Source organism: Ktedonobacter sp. SOSP1-52 (genome assembly GCF_016587395.1).
Window position 1 is genome coordinate 996,278 of the sequence record NZ_BNJH01000002.1, and the last position, 22,742, is coordinate 1,019,019.

Genomic DNA, 22,742 nt, shown 5'->3' on the forward strand with positions numbered 1-22,742 from the left:
AGGTCTTATAAGTGGCAAGTGTGCTGACAACGGTATTGGTTTCAGGTGACAGGATGCTCATAGTATTGGTCACTCACGTACGGGGGAGTGTCAGCTGCACTGAAAAATATGAGGAGAACTTCAACCAGTAATACAAAAGGTGGCGTCTGTGTCTTTGCCCAACATAGCAAATGGGCACGTGTTAAAATGGGGGAGAGGAAATCCAATATCCAGAAGATAGATAAGGAGATACAGAGCATGAATGATACTGAGTTTATTGAGCGCAATCAAAAAGTTGTCGAGGAATTTCGCGCTAATAGTGGAAAGGTCCCAGGTTGGGCGCCTTTGATTCTCATTACAACGAAGGGGGCGAAATCAGGTCAGGAGCGTATCTATCCGTTAATGTCGGTTCCTTATGGAGATACCTATCTTGCGGTCGCCTCTAAGGGAGGCTCACCGAAGCATCCTCTATGGTATCACAATCTCATGGCACATCCCGATATCACGGTTGAGGTTGGAAGCGAGAAGTTTCCTGCCAGGGCCAGGTTGCTCAGTGGCGATGAGCGGGCGCAGGCCTTCGCGAAGGCAATCTCGGTCTTTCCCCCTTACGGCGAATATCAGAAGAAGACCGCCCGCGAGATCCCCGTTTTCCTGCTTGAGCGCATCTAAGCGCAGTAAAAGCATGTTGAGAATACTTGCCACTATCCACTCATAAGGGAAGGCATGGGCTTTTGCACGATCTTGGTACAAAAGTCCATGCCTCTTAAGCTCTTAGTCGTTCTGGGGAATGGCGCAATTGTCGCCTTCACAGACGCCCGCATCCTGCGTGCTTCCACTGAAATTGATAAGTGGATGGGACTCGGACCACGCCTTAGTGAGCACCTCCGCAAATACCTGGCTCGGTTGCGCGCCGGAGATCCCATACTTCTCATCAATGGCGAAGAAAGGAACACCCTGAACGCCAAACATGCTGCCACGCTGGAAGTCCGCCTTTACCTCGTCGGCATAGGCATCGCTCTCAAGCGCCCCCCGCAGTTCATCGGCATCGAGACCAATCTCGGTCCCCAGGCGCACAAGCTCATTAATGTCGGAGACCGCCGCGCCCTCGGTAAAGTGCGCTTTGAGCAGGCGCTCTTTAGCTTCATCCTGGAGGTTCTTGTGAGCCGCGAAATGGATCAAGCGGTGCGCGTCAAAGGTGTTGTCGTAGATGGCCGTGTCTAGATGATACTCCAGACCAGCTTCGGCAGCAACCTGCGTCACTCGCTCGTTCATAGCCTTTACCTTCTCGGGTCCACCAAATTTCTTCGCGAGGGCCTCGCCTGTTGTCTGCTTCGAGTCGCGGGGGGCGTTGGGGTCAAGCTGATAACTGCGCCAGATAACATCAACCTGCTCGCGCTGTGGAAACTCTGCCAATGCAGCCTCAAAGTGTCGCTTCCCAATGTAGCACCAGGGGCAGGCAACATCGGACCAGATTTCAACCTTCATGGATGGTTCTCTCCCTTATTCTTGTGCGCGCCCCCGAATATGAGTGGGGTGACGCGTTTCATAATAACATTGCTCTATAAATAGCGTACTCTGCCATATAAGAACAATCACCAGCGAAAAAATCTTCCCCGAAGAACCTTCGTGCCTGCGGCGCGATGGAGTAAAGAAGGTGTATGTGGGAAACGGCAAAGCCGTTTCCCACATACACCTTCTTTACTCCAAGGCTCGCGTAGTGAGCCGAGACAAGAGTCAGAAGAAACTTGGCAGACAGCCCTTGAACACATACAGCAGTGTTTGCAAAAAAGCAAATCTGGGTCTATACTAGTAATGCCCCAATAAAGAGACGCGTCAATATTGGAAGGCCGTCTTTGCTATGTGGTTTGCGCGAATGAAAGTTGCGCAAGAAACACCGCCAACAAAGATGCATTTCTCTGCAGTGTCTCTTAAACTTTCACGACTGAGAGAAATGAGTTAAAGCCGAGTGCTTACCAGATATCGGTCAGCATCTCGGCTTTAACATTTTTGGCAGAATTTCCCTATGTAGACATCGCCATAATCACATGTTTCAAATCGCCTTCAAGACCTCATCCCACATATAGGCACATGCGTCGAATGAAGTGTTTCTCATTCTCCAAAGTATGCGTCCACCAGCGTTGATCATGTAAGATCACTTCTCATCCGCTTTGGCAACACATTTTACTTCAATTGTACAACGGTCTTTTTTGCGCCGCTTTATCAGCGCATAGATGCTCATACAATGTAAGGAGAACACTTCCATGGTTCAACAACCAGGTCGTTCCTGCCCCTCGTGTGGATCCCCCCTGGGCGCGGGACAACGCTTCTGCTCAAACTGTGGCTCAATCGTTGAGGAAGATATCAATAAGCCGACGGAACGTACGCCAGGGGAGCTTCAGTATCGTGATCTCCAGCAGGAGGCAACCCAATGGAGTTCGCCCACACCCACGCCTCCTCCTCCTCCTCCTTCTCAAGGACCAGCCATCTCACAACAAGCCTATGAACGGCCCATGAATTACCAGCCTGTCCCGTCCTACGCTCAGGCCCAACCCTCTTCATCAGGGAAAGCACTCCGACAGATTGGATGCGGAACGGTACTTATCCTGCTAGTGCTACTCTCGCTCTGTGGCGGAGCGGGATACCTTGGTTTCCAATGGATCAAAGGCGCCGCCACCAGTGCTTCTCGCAGCACACCATCTACCTATAACTCTAATGGCAGTAGCTCGGATAACTCAGGCACCAGTGATGGTTCAGTCATCACGACGGCACTCAATACCAAGGCCGTTACCTATGCCAGCGTCTCCATCACCATCGTCAATGTTCAGCAGGCGAACAGCCTGCCAGGTGATGAGAACGGGAATCAGTCGGGTCTGCTGCGCTTAAATCTGAAAGAGGATAATACCTCTTCAAAAGGATCGTATTATTACTATGGAGACGTCGCGCATCTGATTCTGCCCGGTGGCAATAGTATCGCGCCAGGCACCATGCAAAAATCTTCGGGTCCCGATGCCTCGACCAAGCGCGATAACTGGCTTGATTTCCCGGTAGCCACGAATATTAAGCCAGATCAGTTGACCCTGCGTCTGGGCAAGAGCACTGAAGCCCAGATTGATATTCCTTTGAAATCCGATGCAGACGTGGCGAAATACCAGCCAACGACGATCACACCCAATAAGCATGTCCAGTATGCCGATGTGACCTGGACGATTACCAGCGCCACGCTGCAGATGAGCTTCCAGAGCAAACAGGCCGATAATGGAAAGCGCTTTGTCGTGCTCAAGCTGCGCATGGATAATACCAGTTCCAAGACGTTTATTGGCTACGATGGCGATTATATGCGTCTCCAATCTGGCGACACCACAAGCCCCCCAGACGGCGACAGTGATGTCCCTACCAGCGTCGACTCTAATCAATCAAACGTGACTGGTACCGCTGCATTTATGATTCCCGATGGCAACCCCAATTGTACGTTTATCCTGTTAAATACGCCCTCTACTGGCTCTGTGCCACAACAAACCATTGACCTGCAATTCAAATAAGCCAGATAGTTTTTGTAGGTGGTATGGTAAAGCCCTGGCAGCTTGCTACTGCCAGGGCTTTACCATACCACCTACAAACTAGAGGGTTGCCAGGTACTGAACGCTAAAGAGGTGCTGCTCGTCGCACCAGGCGCGTTCAACGCGAAAGCCTGCGGCCCGCGCCAGCCGCGCAAACTCCTCCAGGGAGTATTTATAGGAACTCTCGGTCCAGATGCTTTCGCCACGCTTAAAAGGGATCTCGATATCATCGATATGCACAACCTGTTCCTCCAGGCTCACAAGATGCATCTCGATACGCCCCTCACCTGGATTATAGCAAGCGTAATGGCGAAACTTCGCGAGCTGAAAATCGGCCTCCAACTCCTGATTGATTCGCCGCAAGAGATTCAGGTTAAACTGGGCGGTGATCCTCTGCGGATCATTATAGGCATGGTGCAGGACCGTAAAGTCTTTTTTGAGGTCGACGCCGATGAGCAGCCCTCCACCTCTACAGGTGTGCGCGATCTGTTGCAGGAAGCTCCGGGCCGCCTTTGGCTCAAAGTTGCCAATTGTGGCCCCGGGAAAGTAGCCGATGCGCTGGCGTACCGCTCTCGCAGGCACGGGAAGCTCAAACTCACTGGTATAGTCGGCGCAGACAGGCAGTACTTCGAGCGCTGGATAGGCCAGCGCCAGAGCAATAGCCGCCTCCTTCAGATACGCTTTTGAAATGTCTATAGGAATATACCCCACCAGGTCATTCAGCGTATCGAGTAACATGCGCGTCTTCAGGCTATTGCCACTCCCATACTCGATAAGCAAGCAGTCCGGCCCGAGCAGCTCAGCAAGTTCTCCCACGCACTGCTGCATGATCCGCCTTTCGGTGCGCGTTGGATAATAGGCCTCCAGTTCACAGATCTGAGCAAAGAGTCTGGACCCCAGTTCGTCATAGAAGTATTTACTGGGCAGGGTCTTGGGCGACTGCTGCAACCCCTGTATGACCTCCTGCCGCAACGTTGTGCAGGTGGGCGCGCAATCAAGCAGTTGAAGTGTCAGATGCTTGCTACGCATGCACCTCTCCCCCCCTGGCCAGGCGAATGCCTGTAAATTGCCAGCGCGCATCTGGTGGAAAGAAGTTGCGGTAGGTTGGGCGAATATGTGAGAGGGAGGTAACACACGAACCACCCCGCAGGACAAACTGGTTACACATGAACTTACCGTTATACTCGCCAACCGCCCCTGATGCAGGTCGAAAGCCTGGATAAGGAGCATAGGCACTCTGTGTCCACTCCCAGACATCGCCATACATCTGCATGGGACCCTCTTTCTGGAGCGCTATCTGCATAGGTACAGGATGGTAGACGCCACTCTCCACAAAGTTCCCTCTCACGTCCAGACCACTGGCCGCGACCTCCCACTCCGCCTCGGTCGCAAGTCTGGCATGCTTCCAGTGGGCGTAGGCATCGGCCTCGTAGTAGCTGACATGGCAGACAGGCTCGTCCTTGTTGACTGCACGCAGGCCGCTCAAGGTCATCATGCACCACTGACCATCCCGCTTCTCCCAGTAGAGGGGTGCCTGCCACTGCTGCTCTTGCACGGTGCGCCAGCCATCAGAGAGCCAGAGCGTGGGTGTGCTATAGCCGCCATCCTCGATAAACTCAAGGTATTCACCATTGGTGACCAGGCGTGAGCCCAGTTGGAAGGGCTGGACATAGGTTTTATGCCGGGGTCCTTCGTTGTCAAAGGCGAATCCCTCGCCTTTATAGCCTATCCAGTAGACATCCTCCTGATAAGTTATCCAACGCAGGGGTGCAACCGAGAGCGAGGAAGAGGCAGGAGCCTCATGATAGGCGGGATTGAGAGGATTACAGGAAAGTACGTGCTTGATATCGGTAAGCATCAGTTCCTGATGCTGCTGCTCATGATGCAGACCCAGCGTGATAATGGGTGTGAGAGCGCTCAGGCGGCTCTCGTCGAGATGCTCAAATAGGGCCTGCATGTGCTCATCGACATAGCGGCGATACTGGTAGGTTTCCGTAACAGTTGGACGAGAAATCAGACCGCGCTTAGGACGACAATGGCGCGCACCGACGCTATTGTAGTAGGAATTGAAAAGATATGTGTACTGGGGATGGAGCGAGGTATAGCCAGGCTGAGCGGCGGAGAGCACGAACGTCTCCCAGAACCAACTCACATGAGCTAAATGCCATTTCGTCGGGCTGACATCTGGCATAGATTGCACAACATAATCTTCTGTCACCAGCGGCTTACATATCAGTTCAGAGAAGGCACGCACCTGTTTGTACTGCTCAATGAGAGCATGGCGGGAGTGGGCCAGGGTCGAGGGTGTTTTGGGCTGCGCATAATCTACCATGAGTATTCTCCTTTAGTGGTGGCATAACGCCCAAGGATATGCTGAATTAGATTCTGCCAATGGTGCATTCGCTTTCAGCATACACGGCGCAAAAAACTACACGATGGCAGATTCTCTCACATCACTCTTTCCCCTTTGCTGCATGTTTATGATGAGAACAGACCCGTAAGTATCCCATGGGTGCATAGATATTTGCTTGAGAAACAGAAAGGAAATACCAGAATGAACTTTGATATTACCCAGGTAGACCAGATGGTCAATAAGATTCCCTACCCTGTGTCCACATCCAATCTTAAACAGATGGCACAGCAGTTTAGCGGGGGCAATCCGCAGATTACGGCGGTTATTGATCGCCTGCCCGAAAAAACCTATAATTCATCTGATGAACTTAAGAGTGACCTCCAAAAAAACCTGGGGAACCTGGGGAATATGGGGGGCTTCAAGCTCTAAGCCATTTCCCTGTTTAGCTCGCTTCTATAGCAGGTGGGTACATGTTCCTTGCAGCAAGGAACATGTACCCACCTGCTGCTACGATGCTTTACCAGGATCAGGACGTACCAGCAATACGGGCCTCGTCGCCGCTGCCAGGACGCGCTCAGCAGTGCTCCCCAGAACCCAGCGCTCAAAGCCACCACGTCCATGTGTAGCAAGCGCTACCAGGTGACAAAGCTGAGCTGCTTCATCACTCTGACTGGTCTCAGCCAGGTGAAGCAGGGTATGAGCCGGGTCGCTCCCCTTCACAATTGCCCATGATAGCCGTACGCCGGTTTCCGCTCCAAGCGTGTCTTTCAACCTGACAACCAGGTTCTTGAGATACTCATGTGCCAACGATGTCGCCTCTTCTTCAATGTTCTGGACGAGGCACGCGCGACGGTACAGGGCGAGTTCATCGCTAGAGAGTGACTGAATTACGCGTACCAGGTGCAATTCACCTTGCTGGGATGCTGAGAGCAGAGACACCAGTTGCGCCGCTGGATACAGCGCTGACTCTGCCCACCTCGACCCATCCAGGCCAACCAGCGCGCAGAACGCGCCTGGCTTCTCAAGCGTAAGGCATTCCTCAAGCAGGCATGCGCGACTCATAATGAGTACTGGCACATGACTATGGCGCGCCACCTTTTGCGCTACGCTTCCCAGCATCCAGTGCTTAAAACCGGTCCTCCCATGCGTGCTCATCACGAACATATCCACATGCTGCTCACGCGCAAAGGCTAGCAGAGACGATGCCGCCTCGCCATATAAGACCACTTGCTGAGTCGCTATACCAGCGACAGCTGGCGTCTGAGCCAGGTGTGTGAGGTAGTTCTTCGCATCCTCCGCCGAGTCGACATCGTCATCGGCATACATATAGCAGGCATAGGGATTGGCGAGCGCCATACACGACGCCATGTTATCAATGACTCGCACCACGCGTGCCAGAAACAACGTTCCCCCCGAACGGCGCACAATGGCAGCGGCAAGCGGGAGCACGCGTTCAGCAAACGCAGACCCATCCAGAGGAACCAGAACATTGTGAAACATCTTATGTCTCCTCCTCAGTCTCCTCTTCCCCTGCATGCTCCTCGACCCAGGCTGGACGTGTAATCAAGAGCGGTAACCGCGTCCCATGCAACACGCGCTCCGTCACGCTGCCCATGGCCCAACGCCGGATGCCACTCAAGCCATGCGTCGCCATCGCGATCCCATCACACCTGGGCATGCTCCCAAGACCATCCTGCGTATCGCCATGTTCGGCCACGCGCACAATGGCATTCGCGACGTCATTGTCCAGGATAACAGACCAGGTGACCATAAAGTTTTTTGGCGAGAGCGAGGGTTCCACCAGGCTCTCCTTGACCTTTTTAGCCATGGACTGCAAGTATTCTCCCGCCTTCTGCACCAGTTCGCGCCTACGTCCTTCATTTTCTAAAAGCTGTACATTAGCAGGAATGACATGCAGGAGATGCAATTGAGCAGGCGTTTGTGGGGCCAGGTTCGCCAGTAGAGAAGCCGCCGATGTAAGCGCTGTCCTGGCTGGCGCCGAGCCATCCAATGGCACCAGCACGCGAAGAGGTTCAGTCGCGTCTGGATGTGGGCCCGCAGGCACCCCGCCCTCCTCTTTGAGCATCAAGACCGGGACTTTCGCGTGCCGTACGACTTTGGCTGCGACTCCGCCGATACGCCAGTGTGAAGCAGCATTTTGTCCATGGCTACACATTACAATACCATCCGCCTGCGTTTCAGAGGCCGCATTCAGAATGCTGGCGGCTGCGCTTCCACGCAGTAACAACATTTCGGTGGGGATGGGCGGTTCCGTTATCTCTGCCTCCTCCCCCGCTGGTGCAGGACTTAGCAAACTGTTGAGATACATCTCGGCCTCTCGCAGGCGCATCTCCACCAGGGGGGCCTGTTCCACTGCCCAGAGATCACTTACTGGATCCACCACGTAAACCAGGACAATCGAGCCTCGTGTGGCACGCGCTATCCTTTTTGCTAGCGGAAGCGCGCGCTCTGCCCGAGGTGAGCCATCCAGGGGAACTAGAATGCGCTTAAACACTATTGTCTCCTCCTTTTGCTACCCATCTTGCCTGTCTCCTCTGCTCCCCACTGACATCCTCATCACACATTCAGTATAGTTTGCCTCCTGTATCTCAGCCACTAAGCCAACCAGCAGCCCACCTTTGAGAAATTCCACCAGGAATAGTGTGAAGGCTTTTCTTGTTTATATTGATAAAAATAGTTCACGGCTAAGCTGTAAAATAAGAAGGTCAGGTGGTGAGACGGGATCAAGCCATAGAGAAAAATAAGAGGAAGAGCTATATCCGTTTTCCTTACGCCATTTATCGATGCTATGGTGTCCACACCATAAAGTACTAGGGATTATGTTTTCAACAATGAAGAGGCCGATAGTAGGGTATAGAATACGGCAGACCATGTAATCGTGTGAGCGAAGCTAGTCGCTGTGAAGCGGCGTTCACGGTTGTTCTTTCATGGTAAAGGGTTGCCTGGTCCATGTCGTTTAATTGCTCTCGCTCGGAAGGGGCGCAACTGGTTCAAGCAACCAGGAAGCGTTGGCATCATGGCTCATGACCTGGTACCGATGTAACCCGCTGGCGAAGTTATACTTAGTTACATATGAAGTGTAAAACCAAGGTCGCGGTTTTAAGCCCGATGCTGGTTCTTGAAATGAAGAAATAAAGAAGTACGCGATGTTGAAAAATGTTTACACTCCTGGTACGAGCAACGCAAGTACAAAACCAACTGCAAATCCAACTGCGAAATACGCTGGTATTCGACTAGAAGATAACACTTTACATATAGCAGCCACTCGTAAAAGCGAACAGGATGTGGAGTTCCATGCTTTTACTCAACCACTCCACCAGGATGGAGTAGAGCAGGTACTCACCTTTTTGCGCCAGGCAGCCCAGGAACACAATCTACAGTACATTGCCAGTACCTTTACGCACGATCCTCGCTTCCAGGATCTGCACTCTCGTCTCTGGCTCGAAGAGGATATTGTCCCCTTTCATCTGCCAGCAGATATGGGTACAACCCTGGCCTCAGGTATAAAGACGATGATGAAAACATTCGATGAGCAAAATATTGTGGAACCGGTACTCACCAGCGTCAATGAGGTTCTCCCATCGGAGCTGGTGACAAAGGAAGACTACCGTCGCGTCACGGCACCATCCGACTTTGCACGCCTGGAAGCCCTGGCCCAGAGCCTACAGGGTCGAAAACTCATTTTCATCAACGCGACCCCGCGTGGTGGTGGCGTCGCCTTAATGCGTCATGCCCTCATCCGGCTTCTCCGCCTCTTTGATGTCGATGCCCACTGGTATATTCTTCAGCCCAGCAAGGAAGTTTTCGACATCACAAAGACTAAAGTACATAATGTCCTGCAAGCCGTCTCAAGTCCCGACACAGTGCTCACGCCTGAAGATATACAGGTCTACGAGTCCTGGACGGAAGAGAACGCGGCGATGCTGCACGAGGTTTTCACCCAGGCAAACGTGGTCGTGATTGATGATCCTCAGCCCGCTGGCCTTATTCCGCATATTAAGCGCGTCAATCCCGAGGCAAAGATCATTTACCGCTCTCACATCCAGATCGTGAGTAGCCTGGCCAACCAGCCAGGTACACCACAGCATGTCACCTGGAGCTTCTTGTGGGAAAAGATTCAGCTCGCGGACTACTTTGTGAGCCATCCCATGAGCATGTTTATTCCAGATAATGTGCCCGCTAACAAGGTCTTCTACATGCCCGCGACCACTGACCCGCTCGATGGACTGAACAAGCCGCTGAGCGAGAAGCAGCTCGATACCTATATGCAACTCTTCAATACCTACCTGGAAGCTGCCGGTCAGACTCCATTGGATGAAACACGTCCCTTCATTGTGCAGATCGCGCGCTTCGATCCCTCCAAAGGCATACCCGATGTACTGGACGCCTATCGCAAGCTGCGTGAGATGTTAGAGGAGCAGTGCCTACCCGTTCCACAACTGGTGATCGCAGGCAATGGTTCGATTGACGATCCAGACGGGGCGCCCATCTACAATCTCATCTGGAACATCCTGCAAACAGCTCCATACGCCCGTTTCGCGCATGATATCAAGGTGTTACGCCTGCCACATCGCGACCAGGTGCTCAATATGCTGCTGCGCAGAAGCAAAGTGGTGCTTCAGCTCTCAACCAAAGAGGGCTTTGAGGTCAAGGTGACGGAGGCCCTGATGAAGGGGAGGCCCGTTATTGCCTATAATGTGGGGGGCATTCCACTCCAGATCGAGGATGGTATTACCGGCCACCTGATCGAGCCAGGCAACACGACCCAGGTAGCGAAGCATCTGTATACCCTGCTTACCGAAACAGAGAAGTATCAGCGCATGAGCCAGGATGCCGCCGAGCGCGCTAATAACGATTACCTGACGCTACCTAATGCCATCAACTGGCTCTTCCTGGCGCAGCAACTCCTACAGGATACCCCTATTGAGGGGAACTACCAATGGGTCAAGCGCCTGGCAGAGGAGCAGATTCCCGTAGATCTTGCACCAGAAATACTCCAGCTCGATATGCAAGAGCTTTCAGCGTAACAGACACCTCTCATTCCTTTATCACGGTTGTCTCATAGCGTTATGACGTGAGGGTTCGTGCTCAGGCCTGAGCACGAACCCTCATTTTTGTTGTCCCAGGCAACTCTCTCCGTATTAACGTCCACTAATCCTGCCGCTTCTTCTCCCGGTCTTTCGCCGAATTATAGGCTTGTTGACGCTCCTGTTCAATATCCTCAGCGATATCCACTCTCCCCTCGACAGGGGGCTGCGAAAGCACCCCTGGCTCTCCTGACCCCACTGGCGAATACCTTTCTAAATCGTTCTCACGTCCAATATCGTCGCGTCCCTCTGCGGGAGGCAGCGAAGCTGGAATAGGAATATCATCGTGACGCTCTTCGGATTGGGGGAAGGTCTCCATGACGCTCGCTCCTTCATCGAGAATGGCGGCATACACATGGCCGCCTGCCAGGAAAAAAGATACTTTTTCTCTTCTCGTTATACAAGCAACAACAAGCACCTTAACGTTGGCTAAGTTTTTTCGCTCCCGCAATGTTGAGATCAGTCTCCGTTTTCTTTTTGCCAGATGAAGCGTTCTATATATGAGAGGCAAGCAATGAAGCTTAACTCAACACTAGAAAAGAGGATTTCAACAGTATTGAAAAAACGAGGAAACTAGGGTAAGATGTAGGCATGGAACATATGTTTTAAGCAACAACCTTCTTCGAGCAGCGGTTCTGTGAAAGGATATGAGGAATGATCAAGGCGCATAAGATCAGACTCCATCCAACACCGGAGCAGGCTCTCTCCTTTGCCAAAGCCGCCGGGACCGCGCGATTTGTCTGGAATTGGGCGCTGGCGGAGTGGAACCGGCAATATGAGGCAGGCTTGAAGCCGACCGCGCTCAAGCTCAAGAAGCAATTTAACGAAATCAGACGAGAGCAATTTCCCTGGACCTGGGAGGTCACGAAGAACGCTTCAGATCAGCCGTTTCTCGACCTGGGCAAGGCGTTTACCGCCTTTTTTGAAGGGCGTGCCCGCCACCCGAAATTCAAGAGCAAGAAGCGCAGTAAGCCGAGTTTCTATCTTGCCAACGATCAGTTGGAACTCGGTGATCATCGCATCTGGGTTCCTAAACTCGGATGGGTGAATATGGCAGAGAATGTGCGCTTTGCGGGCAAAGTGACAGGCGCACGCATTACCAGGACAGCAGACTGGTGGTTCGTGAGCATTCAGGTAGAGATCCCCAATACCATACCGGTGAAAAAACCGGCCGCTGTCGGCATCGACGTGGGACTCAACCGGCTGGCAACCTTGAGTACGGGAGAGGGAGTCGAGAACCAAGCCTTCCTCAAAACCGCGCTGAAGAAGTTACGCCGGGCCAACAAGCGTCTGCATCGCCGGAAGGCGGGATCAAAAAACCGGGAGCAAGCACGCAGGCAGGTTGCACGCCTGCACTACCGCATTGCCTGCTTACGCGATGATGTGCTCCACAAGCTGACCACCAGGCTCGCCACCTGTTACGGGATCATTGGCATTGAGGACCTCCACCTCAAAGGGTTGCTGAAAAACCGGAAGCTTGCTCGTTCGTTCTCGGATGCGGCATTAGGCAAACTCCTGTCGCTACTGGCGAGCAAGGTAGAGCAGCGCGGCGGGCAGGTCATCAAGGTAGATCGCTTCTTCCCATCAAGTAAGACCTGTCATTGCTGCGGCTGGAAGTGGGAAGCCATGCAGTTGTCTGATCGGGAGTTTCTCTGCCAGAATCCCTCCTGTGCGTATCATCTTTTCCCACAGGACCGGGACCATAATGCCGCGCTATGCATTCTTGCTGAAGCCCTGCGCTTGATCGGGCTCATAGATCAAGTCGCCACCGGTACTGGCTCGGACGATGGCGTAAACTTGGCTGTGGACGCGGGGTAAGACCAAAAAGGCCAACCGGTCTTGAGGCACCTACGAGTGAAGCAGCAACAACGAAAGATCTGGAAGGCGATGCTTGCATACGTTTTCCTACATTAATCGGAGCAGTATACAGCATGGTACAGGATCACAAGCAGGTGCGCTCACGCAAAGTCCCGTTTGCGAAGATAGCATACGAAACCTTTGGCTACGATCAGTTACACCCTGGACAACAAGAGGCACTCCAGGCGGTTTTCTCAGGACACGATACCCTGGCCGTCCTTCCAACAGGATCTGGTAAATCATTTATCTATCAATGTGCCGGGCACCTCCTCAAAGGGGCAACGGTCGTAGTCTCGCCCTTGATCGCGCTCCAGCGTGACCAGGTCGAAAATATTGAAGAACTCAACATCGGCAATGCCGCACTTATCAATTCAGTAGAGCGCGATGTAGAGGCAAGCACTATCCTGGAGGATCTGGAAGAGGGAGACCTGGAGTTTCTCTTCCTGGCGCCCGAGCAATTCAACAACGCGGAGACGCTGGAGCGCCTTTGTCAGATCCAACCCTCGCTCTTTGTCATCGACGAGGCGCACTGCATCAGCGAATGGGGCCATGACTTCCGGCCCGAGTACCTGCGTCTCGGCTCGATTATTGAGGAACTTGGACACCCTAGAGTCCTGGCTTTGACCGCCACAGCTGCGCCCCCTGTGCGCGAAGAGATCCTTGAGCGCCTGCACATGCAAGATACCAAAGTCATTGTCCAGGGCTTTGATCGCCCCAATATCTGGCTGAGTGTTGAGCGCTTTCAGGATGAACGCACCAAGAAAAAAGCACTCATCGAGCGGGTACAGGAGAACGCCAAACCGGGCATTATCTATGCCGCCACCCGCAAGCACACTGAGGAGGTGGCCGAGGCGCTTCAAGCAGTCGGTATCAAGGCCGCCTTCTATCACGCGGGCATGAAGGGTGAGGAACGCACCCAGGTTCAGTCGGACTTTATGGAAGACCGGGTCGAGGTCATCGTGGCCACGACCGCCTTTGGCATGGGTGTGGATAAGCCCAATGTACGCTTTGTCTACCACTATGATATCAGCGACTCGGTCGACTCCTACTATCAAGAGATTGGGCGTGCTGGTCGCGATGGCGAAGCGGCCAGGGCCATCCTCTTCTATAGCCCCAGGGATCTCAATATTCGCTATTTCCTCTCGGGACGCTCACCCGTTGACGCAGAAGAGGTAGAACTGGTCGCGGAAACCATTCAGGAGCAACCAGGTCCCATCACCACTAAAGAGCTAAGCGAGGCCCTCCATCTCTCCCAGACCAAAACCATGCAGATCCTCACTGCACTGGAAGAGCTCAACGTGATCGAAACCCTCTCCACTGGAGAAGTCGTCGCCAATCCCGAGTATATTGAGCATCACCAGGCCATCGAAGAAGCCATTCATATTGATGAAGCGCGCCGCCAGCATGATCGCTCACGCATTGAGATGATACGCGGCTATGCCGAGCTGCATGACTGCCAGCGCGAATATATGCTCAACTACTTTGGCGAGGTCTTTGAAGGGCCATGCCAGAACTGTGCAAACTGCGATGCTGGTATCGTCACCACGAACATCCCTGTTGAGCAGCAGCCCTTCCCCATCAACAGCCGCGTGCGGCATACCTCGTGGGGACCCGGACTGGTGATGCGCTACGAGGAAGATAAAATCATTGTGCTCTTTGATGAGGTTGGCTACAAAGCGCTCTCACTGACTGTTGTTCAGGAAAATAACCTCCTGGAATCACTGGTGAGCGCCTAGCAATACGCAGAAACCCAAAAGAAGCCACGACGAGTCGGATGATCCTCTCGCCGTGGCTTCTGTACTTCTGCCTGCCAGGCTAGCGCGTCTGTAGGGAACCATGATCGTCACAGTGATCACCATGTGGATGATGCAGGTGCCCCTGATAGAGGTAGTCATAGTGATCACCATGGGGAACTTGCTCATGCTGGGAAGCATCATGGCCGCCACAGGAGCACTCCATTGGCTGACACGAAGCGGGATTCTGCGCATTCACGCCAATCACATGCTCATCATAATGCCCCTCGTGAGGATGGTGCAGGTGACCTTCATGCAGATAGTCGATATGCCCCTCGTGGACGACCGCTGTATGACCACACTGCTCCGTATGTTCATGTTCGCCGTGCGTTTCATGCATAGAATGGGTCATGCGTTCTCACCTCCTGATCGCTAAACGCTACCAAAGCAAGTATACTTTCTCAAGAGGACACGCACGCTTAAGCCATTTCGTCACTAACCCGGCCATAAAGCTGCAAACGCGCTAGCCCCGCTACTGGCATACGCGGCTACTTCTGCGTAGCCGCGTATGCCAGTAGCGGGGCACAACTATAAGTATCAATTTTCTATCCTTTTATACTAATCGCAACAAAAATAAAGCAAGCTCACATGTTGACAGAAGAGATTTAGTGTGGCATAGTGTGAATAAGCAGTCTATTGGTATATACAACATATCAACTGTATAGCAATGGCAAGAAAGGTTGTGTGATAGAAATAGTAGCAAAATCACGTGCAACCTTTTTTTCACGCCTACGCACGTCGCGGATTCAAGCGGCGCTTTGCCTGAATCCTGATCAGCTCATAGACGAGTGTGTCCAACGAGGAAGCTTTCGCTCCTGTGACCGATCCTCTTCTTGCAGGATCGCTCTTCCTTCTACCCTATTTTCCCTTGTTCAGGTAGAAGTCCATACGACCTCTGGACCATTCCTCACGGCTTATTCGCGATGCTGAGCATGTATCCTTTTTGTCTTCATCAAAGGAAACAAGGAGTATTTTAAAACTATGTATTCTACGACACGTCGACAATTTCTTGTGGATGGCGGCAAGATCGTCGTCGGAACCAGTGCATTAGCTGCATTCCTCGCGGCCTGTGGCGATTCCGGTGCCAGTGCAGCGTCAGGCATCCTCAACTACTGGGTCACAAGCTATCAGCCTCATGGCGCTAACGCGACCGGTAAACTTACGGATGCGGCCATGGCAGCTTATAAAAAGGCACACACCGATCTCAAGGACGTCAAGGCCACTGGCTTCACGGGTGACCAGGCTGGCTTAACCAAGGTCACGCAGGCGGTACGCGGCGGCACCTCTATCGACCTCTTCCGCTATCCCTCCGACAACCTGCCCTTGCTGATCAAGCAGGGATTGGTTGCTCCTATCGATGAGTATCTGAGCGCGGAAGACAAGGCCGATTTCTATCCTGATATCCTTAAATCCGTCACCTTTGATGGCAAGGTCTATGCCTGGCCGCTCTGGGTACCTCCAGTAGGCATGTACCTCAATGTCGATCTCTTTAAAGAGCGCGGCATCGAGCTGCCCAAAGATGATTGGACCTACGAGGAGTTTGTCGATATCGCACAGCGCCTGACCTTCAAGCGCTCCAATGGGCAGCAAGTCTATGGCTATACAGGTGCCATCGATCCTGACCTGGTTAATACCTGGTCCTTCCTCCTGGGTGATGGGGCGACGCCTCTCTCCGAGGATAACAAGAAATATACTCTCAATACCCCTGAGGGTGTGAGTGGCCTACAGAAGCTAGTTGACCTGGCGCAAAAGTATAAGGTTACTCCTCCCGACTTTGGCACACAGTCGCCCGATGATATCGGTACCGGCTTTAGCCAGAACAAAAATTACGCGATGTACAGCGCTCCCAGCGGTGACTCCAGTGGCTACCGCCAGTCGGGCCTGAACTTTGAAGTGCGCGCCATGCCCGTCGGCAAACGCAACAAACCCTTCACGGTTGGCGGCGTAGGTCTGATCGTGGTTGGCAAGCACAATGATAAGGGTCAGGAGAAACTGGCCATGGACTTCGCCAATTACCTGACAGGCAAGCAGGTCGGCACGGATGTCAACGGTTACTACCTGGCTCCAGGCGCGCGTAAGTCCATTACGGTGCTCGATCCCATCAGTAAGTTCTCGCCCTTTGTGTCCAGCACCTACTTTATGCCCCTCATCGCGCAGTGGTCTCAGGTTCGTACCCTGATCCACTCGCAGTTGCAAAACGCGGTGCTGGGCAAGTCTTCCGCGCAAGAGGCACTCAATGCCCCTGCCGACGAGATCAATTCGATCCTTTCCGGCAATGCGTAAGCACGCATAAGAGAGGATGCGAGTGTACAGGCACGTTCTTGTACACTCGTGCTTCCCCTGAGCCATGAAGGGCACAGCCTGCTCCTGATGTACATAGGTATAAGGGGGCACCTGACTCACCTCGGGGCATACTAGCGGCGTCACAATCGTCTGTCGCACGGTCCTCTCCTCTCGCAACATACTACCCTGACCCTTTCAACATCATCACAGGAGAATGGTCATGTCAGACATATCACTGTCAGGTGCGGAGAAGCGCACGCCGTCTCGCCCATCGGGTGCGTTTGGGCGCACTCTGAAAAAGCACGGCTGGAGTTACTTCTTCATCCTACCCAGCATGCTTACCTTTGCCATCTTCACGCTCTTTCCTATCCTGTGGGCGCTGGTCATCTCCTTCCAGGATAGCGATATCGTGACGACCGGCAAGTGGATTGGCCTCAAAAACTACGTCTCGGCCTTCACCACAGAGGGGGGTATCTTCCTTAAGTCTATCGAGAATACCCTCTACTACACAGTCATTACCGTCATCGCCAATATTCTGATCGCGCTCGTCCTCGCCGGGCTGATTCAAAAGCGCGGCAAGATCGCGAAGACCTTCTTCCTGGCGGCATTCTACCTGCCCGCGGTCTCCAGCTCCGTCATTATAGCGATTACCTGGAAGTGGATCTTCAACTCTGAATATGGCATGCTCAACTATTTACTGAGCCTGGTGCATATCGTCCCCGTCCGCTGGCTCTCCGATCCCAATGTGGTGCTCAATAGCATCACACTCTCTACGGTGCTCACCATTCCAGCGACCGGCGTAGTGCTCTTTAATGCCGCCATGGCCAGCATTCCACCCGAGTTCTACGAGGCGGCTCAGATCGATGGTGCTGGCCCCATTCAACGCTGGTGGTACATCACCCTTCCGCTGATCAAGTCAACCACGCTCTACCTGGTCGTGCTCTATACCATCGCCAGTTTCCAGGTCTTTGAGAAGTTCTTTGTTATGGTCAAGAGCGGGGTAGGAACAAGCACTCAGGTGATGGTAACGCAGATCTACGAAAATGGCTTCCAGCAGTCGCGCTATGGCGTTGCCTCCGCGCAAGCCTTTATCCTCTTCTTGATGATCGCCTCCGTAGCTGTGGTACAGTTCCGTATGCTCCGCAGCGATGTGGAATACTAGGTGGGAGTGTCAGTAATGGCTCAAGCAGAACTCAAACAGCGGAGCGTGACTCCGCGCAGGATCAAATGGGGAAGCGTCGCACCCTGGCTCGTGCTCCTTATCGTTGCTGTCATCGCGCTCTGGCCGATGTACTGGCTCTATGTGACGGCCTTTACGCCGACCACATTTTCGCTCAAGACGCCCCCGGATTTCTTTCCCGTACACGCAAACATATCGAACTTCCAGCGCCTGCTCAGCCAGGCCACCGATTACTGGAGCTGGGGCGCAAACAGCCTGACGATCTCCATCGTTATTACCCTGTTCCATCTTCTCTTCGATACGATGGCTGGCTATGCCTTCGCGAAACGTAAGTTTCCTGGCCGTACCATCCTCTTCTGGGTCGTGATCGGGACGATGATGATTCCAACATACGTGACCCTGGTTCCTATGTACCTGATCACGCAACAGCTCAACCTGATCGACTCGCTCTGGGCCGTAATTCTACCAGGTTTCGCCAATGTCTTTGGCATTTTCTTGATGCGCCAGTATATCCAGACCCTCCCCACAGAGCTGCTGGATGCCGCTCGTATAGACGGCTGTGGCGAGATGGGTGTCTTCTGGCATGTGATCCTGCCTCTGTGTCGGCCCGCGGTTGGCGCACTGGCCATCTTTACCTTCGTCCAGCACTGGAATGATTTCCTCTGGCCCTTGATCGTATTGCAGTCCAGCAATCACTATACGCTCTCCGTTGGGGTGGCAAGCTTGCAGGGCGAGTTCACCACAGATTATGGTATCATTTTTGCAGGCGCTGCCCTGGCCGCGCTTCCGATGATCATCTTCTTCCTGATCTTCCAGCGCAACTTCCTCTCCGGTGTGCGCATGGGCGCGATCAAGGGATAAGACCATGACCTGTTGAGCGAAAGGAGTATCTTCATGAAGGGGTCCACCCACGCTGTCGTCCAGAATGGACTCGATGTCTTACTGGCGGGAGGAGTGCCAAGCCTACACGGGAAACGTTTGGGACTGATTACCAATCCAACGGGTATCAACAGGGCGCTTCAGGGCGGCGTTGATCTCCTGCACGCCGACCCGCGCTTCGAGCTTTGCGCACTCTTTGGACCCGAACATGGTATTCGCGGCGATGCCCAGGCCGGTGTGCATGTGCAGGCCAGCACAGACTCACGCACCGGCCTCCCAGTCTACAGCCTCTATGGCGAGACCCGGCGGCCTCGTTCCGAGATGCTCCAGGGGCTGGAGGCTCTGCTCTTCGACCTCCAGGACATCGGCGTGCGCTACGCGACCTATCTCTCAACCCTGGTCTACGCCATGGAGGCCGCGGCGGAGGCCGGGCTACTCTTTGTGGTTCTGGATCGCCCCAATCCGCTTGGTGGCCAGCTTCTGGCAGGCAATATCCTTCATCCAGATTTTAGCTCCTTTGTCGGCATCGCCAATATCCCCGTCTGCCATGGACTGACGGTCGGCGAGTTCGCACGTCTGTATGCCACTGAACATGCGCTGCCTGAACCCATGGTGGTGGCGATGCGGGGCTGGCGGCGCGATCTCTGGTTTGATCAGCTCAATCTGCCCTGGGTGCAGCCCTCACCCAACCTGCCGACGCTGGACGCGGTGGCACTCTACCCAGCGACCTGTCTGCTTGAAGGTCTCAGTTGCTCTGAGGGACGCGGCACGACGCGCCCCTTTGAAATCCTGGGCGCTCCCGATATCGATCCCTTCGTCCTGGCGGAGACTCTCACAGCCCATGCCTTGCCTGGAGTGGCCTTCCGTCCGCTCTATTTCATGCCAACCTTCTCCAAACACGCTCAGACACGCTGTGGAGGCATACAGGTCTACCTGCTAGACCGGACACAGATCCCTCTTATGGAACTGGGGCTACACCTGTTGGCGGACCTGCGCCGCCTCTCGCAGCTCTCACGGACCTGGATTCAGGGTGAGAACGGCACCTATTTTCTCGACCTGCTCTGCGGCAGCGACCAGGTGCGCCTGGCCCTGGAGGCCGGCGCAAGCGTAGCAGAGATCACGGCGAATTGGGAGGATGGCCTGGCTGCTTTCGCGCAGCGACGCGCCCCTTTCTTGCTCTACCAGGACTGATGGCATGTGAGAACGAAAGGAGCACACATCCTATGCGCGTACTTGGCCTGAACTCGGGCACCTCCGTTGACGGCATCGACCTGGCCCTATGCGAGTTTCTGCCTGTCGCACCAGGCGAACTCTCGCTGCGCCTTTTGGCATATGAAGAGGCCAGCTTCTCCGCATCCTTGCGCCAACAGGTGCTCAACATACTGCGCACGCCACAGGCGCACCTGGCGGACCTGACAGAGCTAAACTTTCTCCTGGGGGCGGCATTCGCCGAAGCCGTCGAGACCTTCTGCCTTCATCAGCAGGTCTCACGCGCTGATATTGACCTGGTCGCCTCTCATGGGCAGACACTCTATCACCTCGTTGAACCTGGACGCGTCCGCTCAACCTGGCAAAGCGGCGAGGCGGCGGTGATCGCGCAACGCCTGGGCATAAGCGTCGTGGCTGATATGCGCGTGGCTGATGTCGCTGCGGGTGGGCAGGGGGCGCCCCTGGCCTCATTCTTTGACGCCCTGCTCTTTAGCGACCCGCAACAGACACGCGCCCTGCAAAACATAGGTGGCATTGGCAACGTAACCTTTCTCCCGGCGGGCCAGGGTCCATCCGGGGCCTACGCCTTTGATACCGGCCCGGGCAATGTGCTTATCGATGCCGCAGTCCGCCACTACACGCAAGGGGCGCTCCACTTTGACCGCGACGGAGCACTGGCACGCCAGGGCACAGTTGATGAGGGCCTGGTAAGCCAGGTCCTGGCCCATCCTTATTTTCACCAGTTGCCCCCCAAAACCACCGGGCGCGAACTGTTTGGTGATGTCTTCGCGGCCCAGCTCATCGCCCAGGCCGCAGACGCGGGTCTCTCACCCGAAGATACCATCGCGACGCTTACCACCATCACAATCGAAAGCATCATTCACGCCTACCGCACCTATGGTCCGACACACCTGGATGAGGTCCTGGTCGGTGGTGGTGGTGGCTATAACCCTGTACTCATGCAGGGCTTACAGGCGGGCCTTCCCACCACACGAGTCCGCCTCTTCGAAGAGACGGGCCTACCCGCTGGGGCCAAGGAGGGTATCCTCTTCGCCCTGCTGGGGCATGAGTGCCTCTATGGCCGCGCCAACAATCTACCCAGCAGCACAGGGGCAAGCGCCCCCGCCATCCTGGGCAAGATCGTGCCAGGGCGCAATTATCGCCAGCTTCTCCGCCAGGTACACGCAGACCTGGCACACGAGGAGGAGACAAGCACAGCATGCAACTATCCCATGCTGCACCGTCTGCACCTCATACAAAACACTGTGCCCGCACCGGGCACACGGCAATAGTAAACACACCACCAGGAGTAACGCATATATGTCGAGTTCATCAGGACAGCCAGAACTCAATCTTCAGGCTATGGAGACTGAGGGGGCCAATCCCGCCAGCGCGCAAATCGACCAAATGAGCGCGCTTGAGATTGTTCAGGTCATGAACACGGAGGACGCCAGGGTCGCCCTGGCTGTACAGCAAGAACTACCTCAGATCGCGCGTGCCGTGGAGGAGAGTGCCAAACGCCTGCGCCAGGGAGGGCGCCTGATCTATCTTGGCGCAGGCACCTCGGGTCGCCTGGGCATTCTGGATGCCTCGGAGTGTCCCCCCACCTTTAGCACACCACCAGAGTTAGTGATAGGCTTGATCGCGGGCGGTCCTCCCGCCATCCTGAAGGCGGTCGAGGGAGCGGAAGATAGCCCCGAGGGTGGCAAGGCCGACCTGCAACAGTTGCATCTTGAGGCCAGAGATGTTGTGGTTGGCATCGCCGCCAGTGGGCGCACTCCCTATGTCCTGGGGGCTGTCGCATACGCCCGCGAGGTTGGCGCATTGACCGTGGGACTCGCCTGCAACTCACAGACGCCCCTGCACTCCGCCGTCGATATCATGATCGCGCCCGTGGTTGGTCCCGAGGTTGTCAGTGGCTCCACGCGCCTCAAGGCGGGCACCGCGCAGAAGATGGCGCTCAATATGCTTAGTACTGGTGTCATGATTCTGTTGGGCAAGACCTACGGTAATCAGATGGTCGACGTGCATGCCTCAAACTATAAGCTCCAGCGCCGGGCCAGCAAGATCGTGCAGACTATCGCTGGCATTGAGCAGGAGCAGGCCGATGCTCTGCTTGCCCAATGCGATGGAGAGACCAAAACCGCGATTGTGGTAGCGCGCGCTCATGTCAGCCCGCAAGAGGCACGCCAGCATCTCGCGGCACACCAGCAGGTCTTGCGCGCCACCCTTGCGGCCTTGCAGGCAGAGTAACCTGGCACACACAAACGAAAGACCTATTACATGACCTCTATATCGAAGAATGTGATAATATTGTGATAGTTGCGGTCAATGACGAGCGCGATGCATGCCAGCTATAGTTGTTTTGCGCGTTTTGAATCAAGTTCTATGGAAGATTGATCATCTACGCGGGAATGGCGGGGAAGCCTCTTCGCTTCACGTAGCCGAAGGCGAGTCGCAGCAGCGGCGTTGTGAAATGGAATCCAGACAGGGATGTTGCCCACACCTCTCTTCCTTCTACAGGATTTGGTATGACGCGCCTGT

At 54.3% G+C, this 22,742-nt stretch carries 19 protein-coding genes; 12 read left to right on the top strand and 7 right to left on the bottom strand.

What is annotated here, in order from left to right:
* Positions 1 to 237: 237 nt before the first annotated feature.
* Positions 238 to 648: a nitroreductase family deazaflavin-dependent oxidoreductase gene (locus tag JMJ16_RS19905; protein WP_201384304.1), complete on the top strand. Its 411-nt coding sequence runs from the start codon at positions 238 to 240 to the stop codon at positions 646 to 648.
* 102 nt (positions 649 to 750) lie between these two features.
* Here JMJ16_RS19905 and JMJ16_RS19910 read toward each other — a convergent pair whose 3' ends face one another.
* On the bottom strand, positions 751 to 1,464 hold the full coding sequence (locus JMJ16_RS19910) for a DsbA family oxidoreductase (RefSeq protein WP_201384306.1): 714 nt from the start codon (positions 1,462 to 1,464) through the stop codon (positions 751 to 753).
* 776 nt (positions 1,465 to 2,240) lie between these two features.
* On the opposite strand from JMJ16_RS19910, the gene JMJ16_RS19915 reads away from it, so the two are divergent.
* A complete protein-coding gene (locus tag JMJ16_RS19915) occupies positions 2,241 to 3,518 on the top strand; it encodes a zinc ribbon domain-containing protein (RefSeq protein WP_201384309.1) in 1,278 nt (425 codons plus the stop codon).
* Between the two features lie 78 nt (positions 3,519 to 3,596).
* Here the strand turns inward: JMJ16_RS19915 and egtD are convergent, their stop codons facing one another.
* Both egtD and egtB read right to left on the bottom strand, forming a co-directional pair.
* Entirely contained in the window at positions 3,597 to 4,565 is a 969-nt protein-coding gene (gene egtD, locus JMJ16_RS19920) for an L-histidine N(alpha)-methyltransferase (RefSeq protein WP_201384311.1), read from the bottom strand.
* A complete protein-coding gene (gene egtB / locus JMJ16_RS19925; RefSeq protein WP_201384313.1) occupies positions 4,558 to 5,868 on the bottom strand; it encodes an ergothioneine biosynthesis protein EgtB in 1,311 nt (436 codons plus the stop codon). The genes egtD and egtB overlap by 8 nt, the downstream gene beginning before the upstream one ends.
* Before the next feature lie 222 nt (positions 5,869 to 6,090).
* Between egtB and JMJ16_RS19930 the strand changes: the two genes are divergently transcribed.
* Positions 6,091 to 6,318 carry a DUF2795 domain-containing protein gene (locus JMJ16_RS19930; RefSeq protein ID WP_201368837.1) on the top strand — a complete coding sequence of 76 codons (228 nt, stop codon included), beginning with the start codon at positions 6,091 to 6,093 and terminating at the stop codon, positions 6,316 to 6,318.
* A 78-nt stretch (positions 6,319 to 6,396) separates the two neighbouring features.
* Here JMJ16_RS19930 and JMJ16_RS19935 read toward each other — a convergent pair whose 3' ends face one another.
* Together JMJ16_RS19935 and JMJ16_RS19940 are read right to left on the bottom strand one after the other, a co-directional pair.
* On the bottom strand, positions 6,397 to 7,389 hold the full coding sequence (locus JMJ16_RS19935) for a universal stress protein (protein WP_201384315.1): 993 nt from the start codon (positions 7,387 to 7,389) through the stop codon (positions 6,397 to 6,399).
* A 1-nt stretch (position 7,390) separates the two neighbouring features.
* Positions 7,391 to 8,404, bottom strand: coding sequence for a universal stress protein (locus JMJ16_RS19940; protein WP_201384317.1), 1,014 nt, complete (start codon positions 8,402 to 8,404; stop codon positions 7,391 to 7,393).
* A gap of 652 nt (positions 8,405 to 9,056) precedes the next feature.
* On the opposite strand from JMJ16_RS19940, the gene JMJ16_RS19945 reads away from it, so the two are divergent.
* Positions 9,057 to 10,937 (top strand): glycosyltransferase, encoded by a 1,881-nt coding sequence (locus JMJ16_RS19945; protein ID WP_201384319.1) that lies wholly within the window; start codon positions 9,057 to 9,059, stop codon positions 10,935 to 10,937.
* Between the two features lie 124 nt (positions 10,938 to 11,061).
* On the opposite strand, the gene JMJ16_RS19950 is transcribed toward JMJ16_RS19945, so the two are convergent.
* Positions 11,062 to 11,316: a hypothetical protein gene (locus JMJ16_RS19950; protein ID WP_201384320.1), complete on the bottom strand. Its 255-nt coding sequence runs from the start codon at positions 11,314 to 11,316 to the stop codon at positions 11,062 to 11,064.
* Between the two features lie 335 nt (positions 11,317 to 11,651).
* Here JMJ16_RS19950 and JMJ16_RS19955 point away from each other — a divergent pair, with 335 nt between their 5' ends.
* Positions 11,652 to 12,815, top strand: coding sequence for an RNA-guided endonuclease TnpB family protein (locus JMJ16_RS19955; RefSeq protein WP_201384321.1), 1,164 nt, complete (start codon positions 11,652 to 11,654; stop codon positions 12,813 to 12,815).
* A gap of 113 nt (positions 12,816 to 12,928) precedes the next feature.
* Positions 12,929 to 14,590, top strand: coding sequence for a RecQ family ATP-dependent DNA helicase (locus tag JMJ16_RS19960; RefSeq protein ID WP_201384322.1), 1,662 nt, complete (start codon positions 12,929 to 12,931; stop codon positions 14,588 to 14,590).
* 79 nt (positions 14,591 to 14,669) lie between these two features.
* Here JMJ16_RS19960 and JMJ16_RS19965 read toward each other — a convergent pair whose 3' ends face one another.
* The gene (locus JMJ16_RS19965; RefSeq protein WP_201384323.1) at positions 14,670 to 14,999 is read right to left on the bottom strand and encodes a hypothetical protein; all 330 of its coding nucleotides are present in this window, start codon (positions 14,997 to 14,999) and stop codon (positions 14,670 to 14,672) included.
* Positions 15,000 to 15,628: 629 nt separating this feature from the next.
* Here JMJ16_RS19965 and JMJ16_RS19970 point away from each other — a divergent pair.
* The 6 genes from JMJ16_RS19970 (at position 15,629) to murQ (ending at position 22,451) form a co-directional block, all read left to right on the top strand.
* Positions 15,629 to 16,930 carry an extracellular solute-binding protein gene (locus JMJ16_RS19970; protein WP_201384324.1) on the top strand — a complete coding sequence of 434 codons (1,302 nt, stop codon included), beginning with the start codon at positions 15,629 to 15,631 and terminating at the stop codon, positions 16,928 to 16,930.
* 220 nt (positions 16,931 to 17,150) lie between these two features.
* Complete coding sequence (locus JMJ16_RS19975; protein ID WP_201384325.1) at positions 17,151 to 18,092, top strand: carbohydrate ABC transporter permease; 942 nt, start codon at positions 17,151 to 17,153, stop codon at positions 18,090 to 18,092.
* 15 nt (positions 18,093 to 18,107) lie between these two features.
* A complete protein-coding gene (locus tag JMJ16_RS19980) occupies positions 18,108 to 18,971 on the top strand; it encodes a carbohydrate ABC transporter permease (RefSeq protein WP_201384327.1) in 864 nt (287 codons plus the stop codon).
* 33 nt (positions 18,972 to 19,004) lie between these two features.
* Positions 19,005 to 20,180, top strand: coding sequence for an exo-beta-N-acetylmuramidase NamZ domain-containing protein (locus JMJ16_RS19985; RefSeq protein ID WP_201384329.1), 1,176 nt, complete (start codon positions 19,005 to 19,007; stop codon positions 20,178 to 20,180).
* 32 nt (positions 20,181 to 20,212) lie between these two features.
* Positions 20,213 to 21,490 (top strand): anhydro-N-acetylmuramic acid kinase, encoded by a 1,278-nt coding sequence (locus JMJ16_RS19990; protein ID WP_201384331.1) that lies wholly within the window; start codon positions 20,213 to 20,215, stop codon positions 21,488 to 21,490.
* 28 nt (positions 21,491 to 21,518) lie between these two features.
* Positions 21,519 to 22,451: an N-acetylmuramic acid 6-phosphate etherase gene (gene murQ, locus JMJ16_RS19995; protein ID WP_201384333.1), complete on the top strand. Its 933-nt coding sequence runs from the start codon at positions 21,519 to 21,521 to the stop codon at positions 22,449 to 22,451.
* Positions 22,452 to 22,742: the final 291 nt, after the last annotated feature.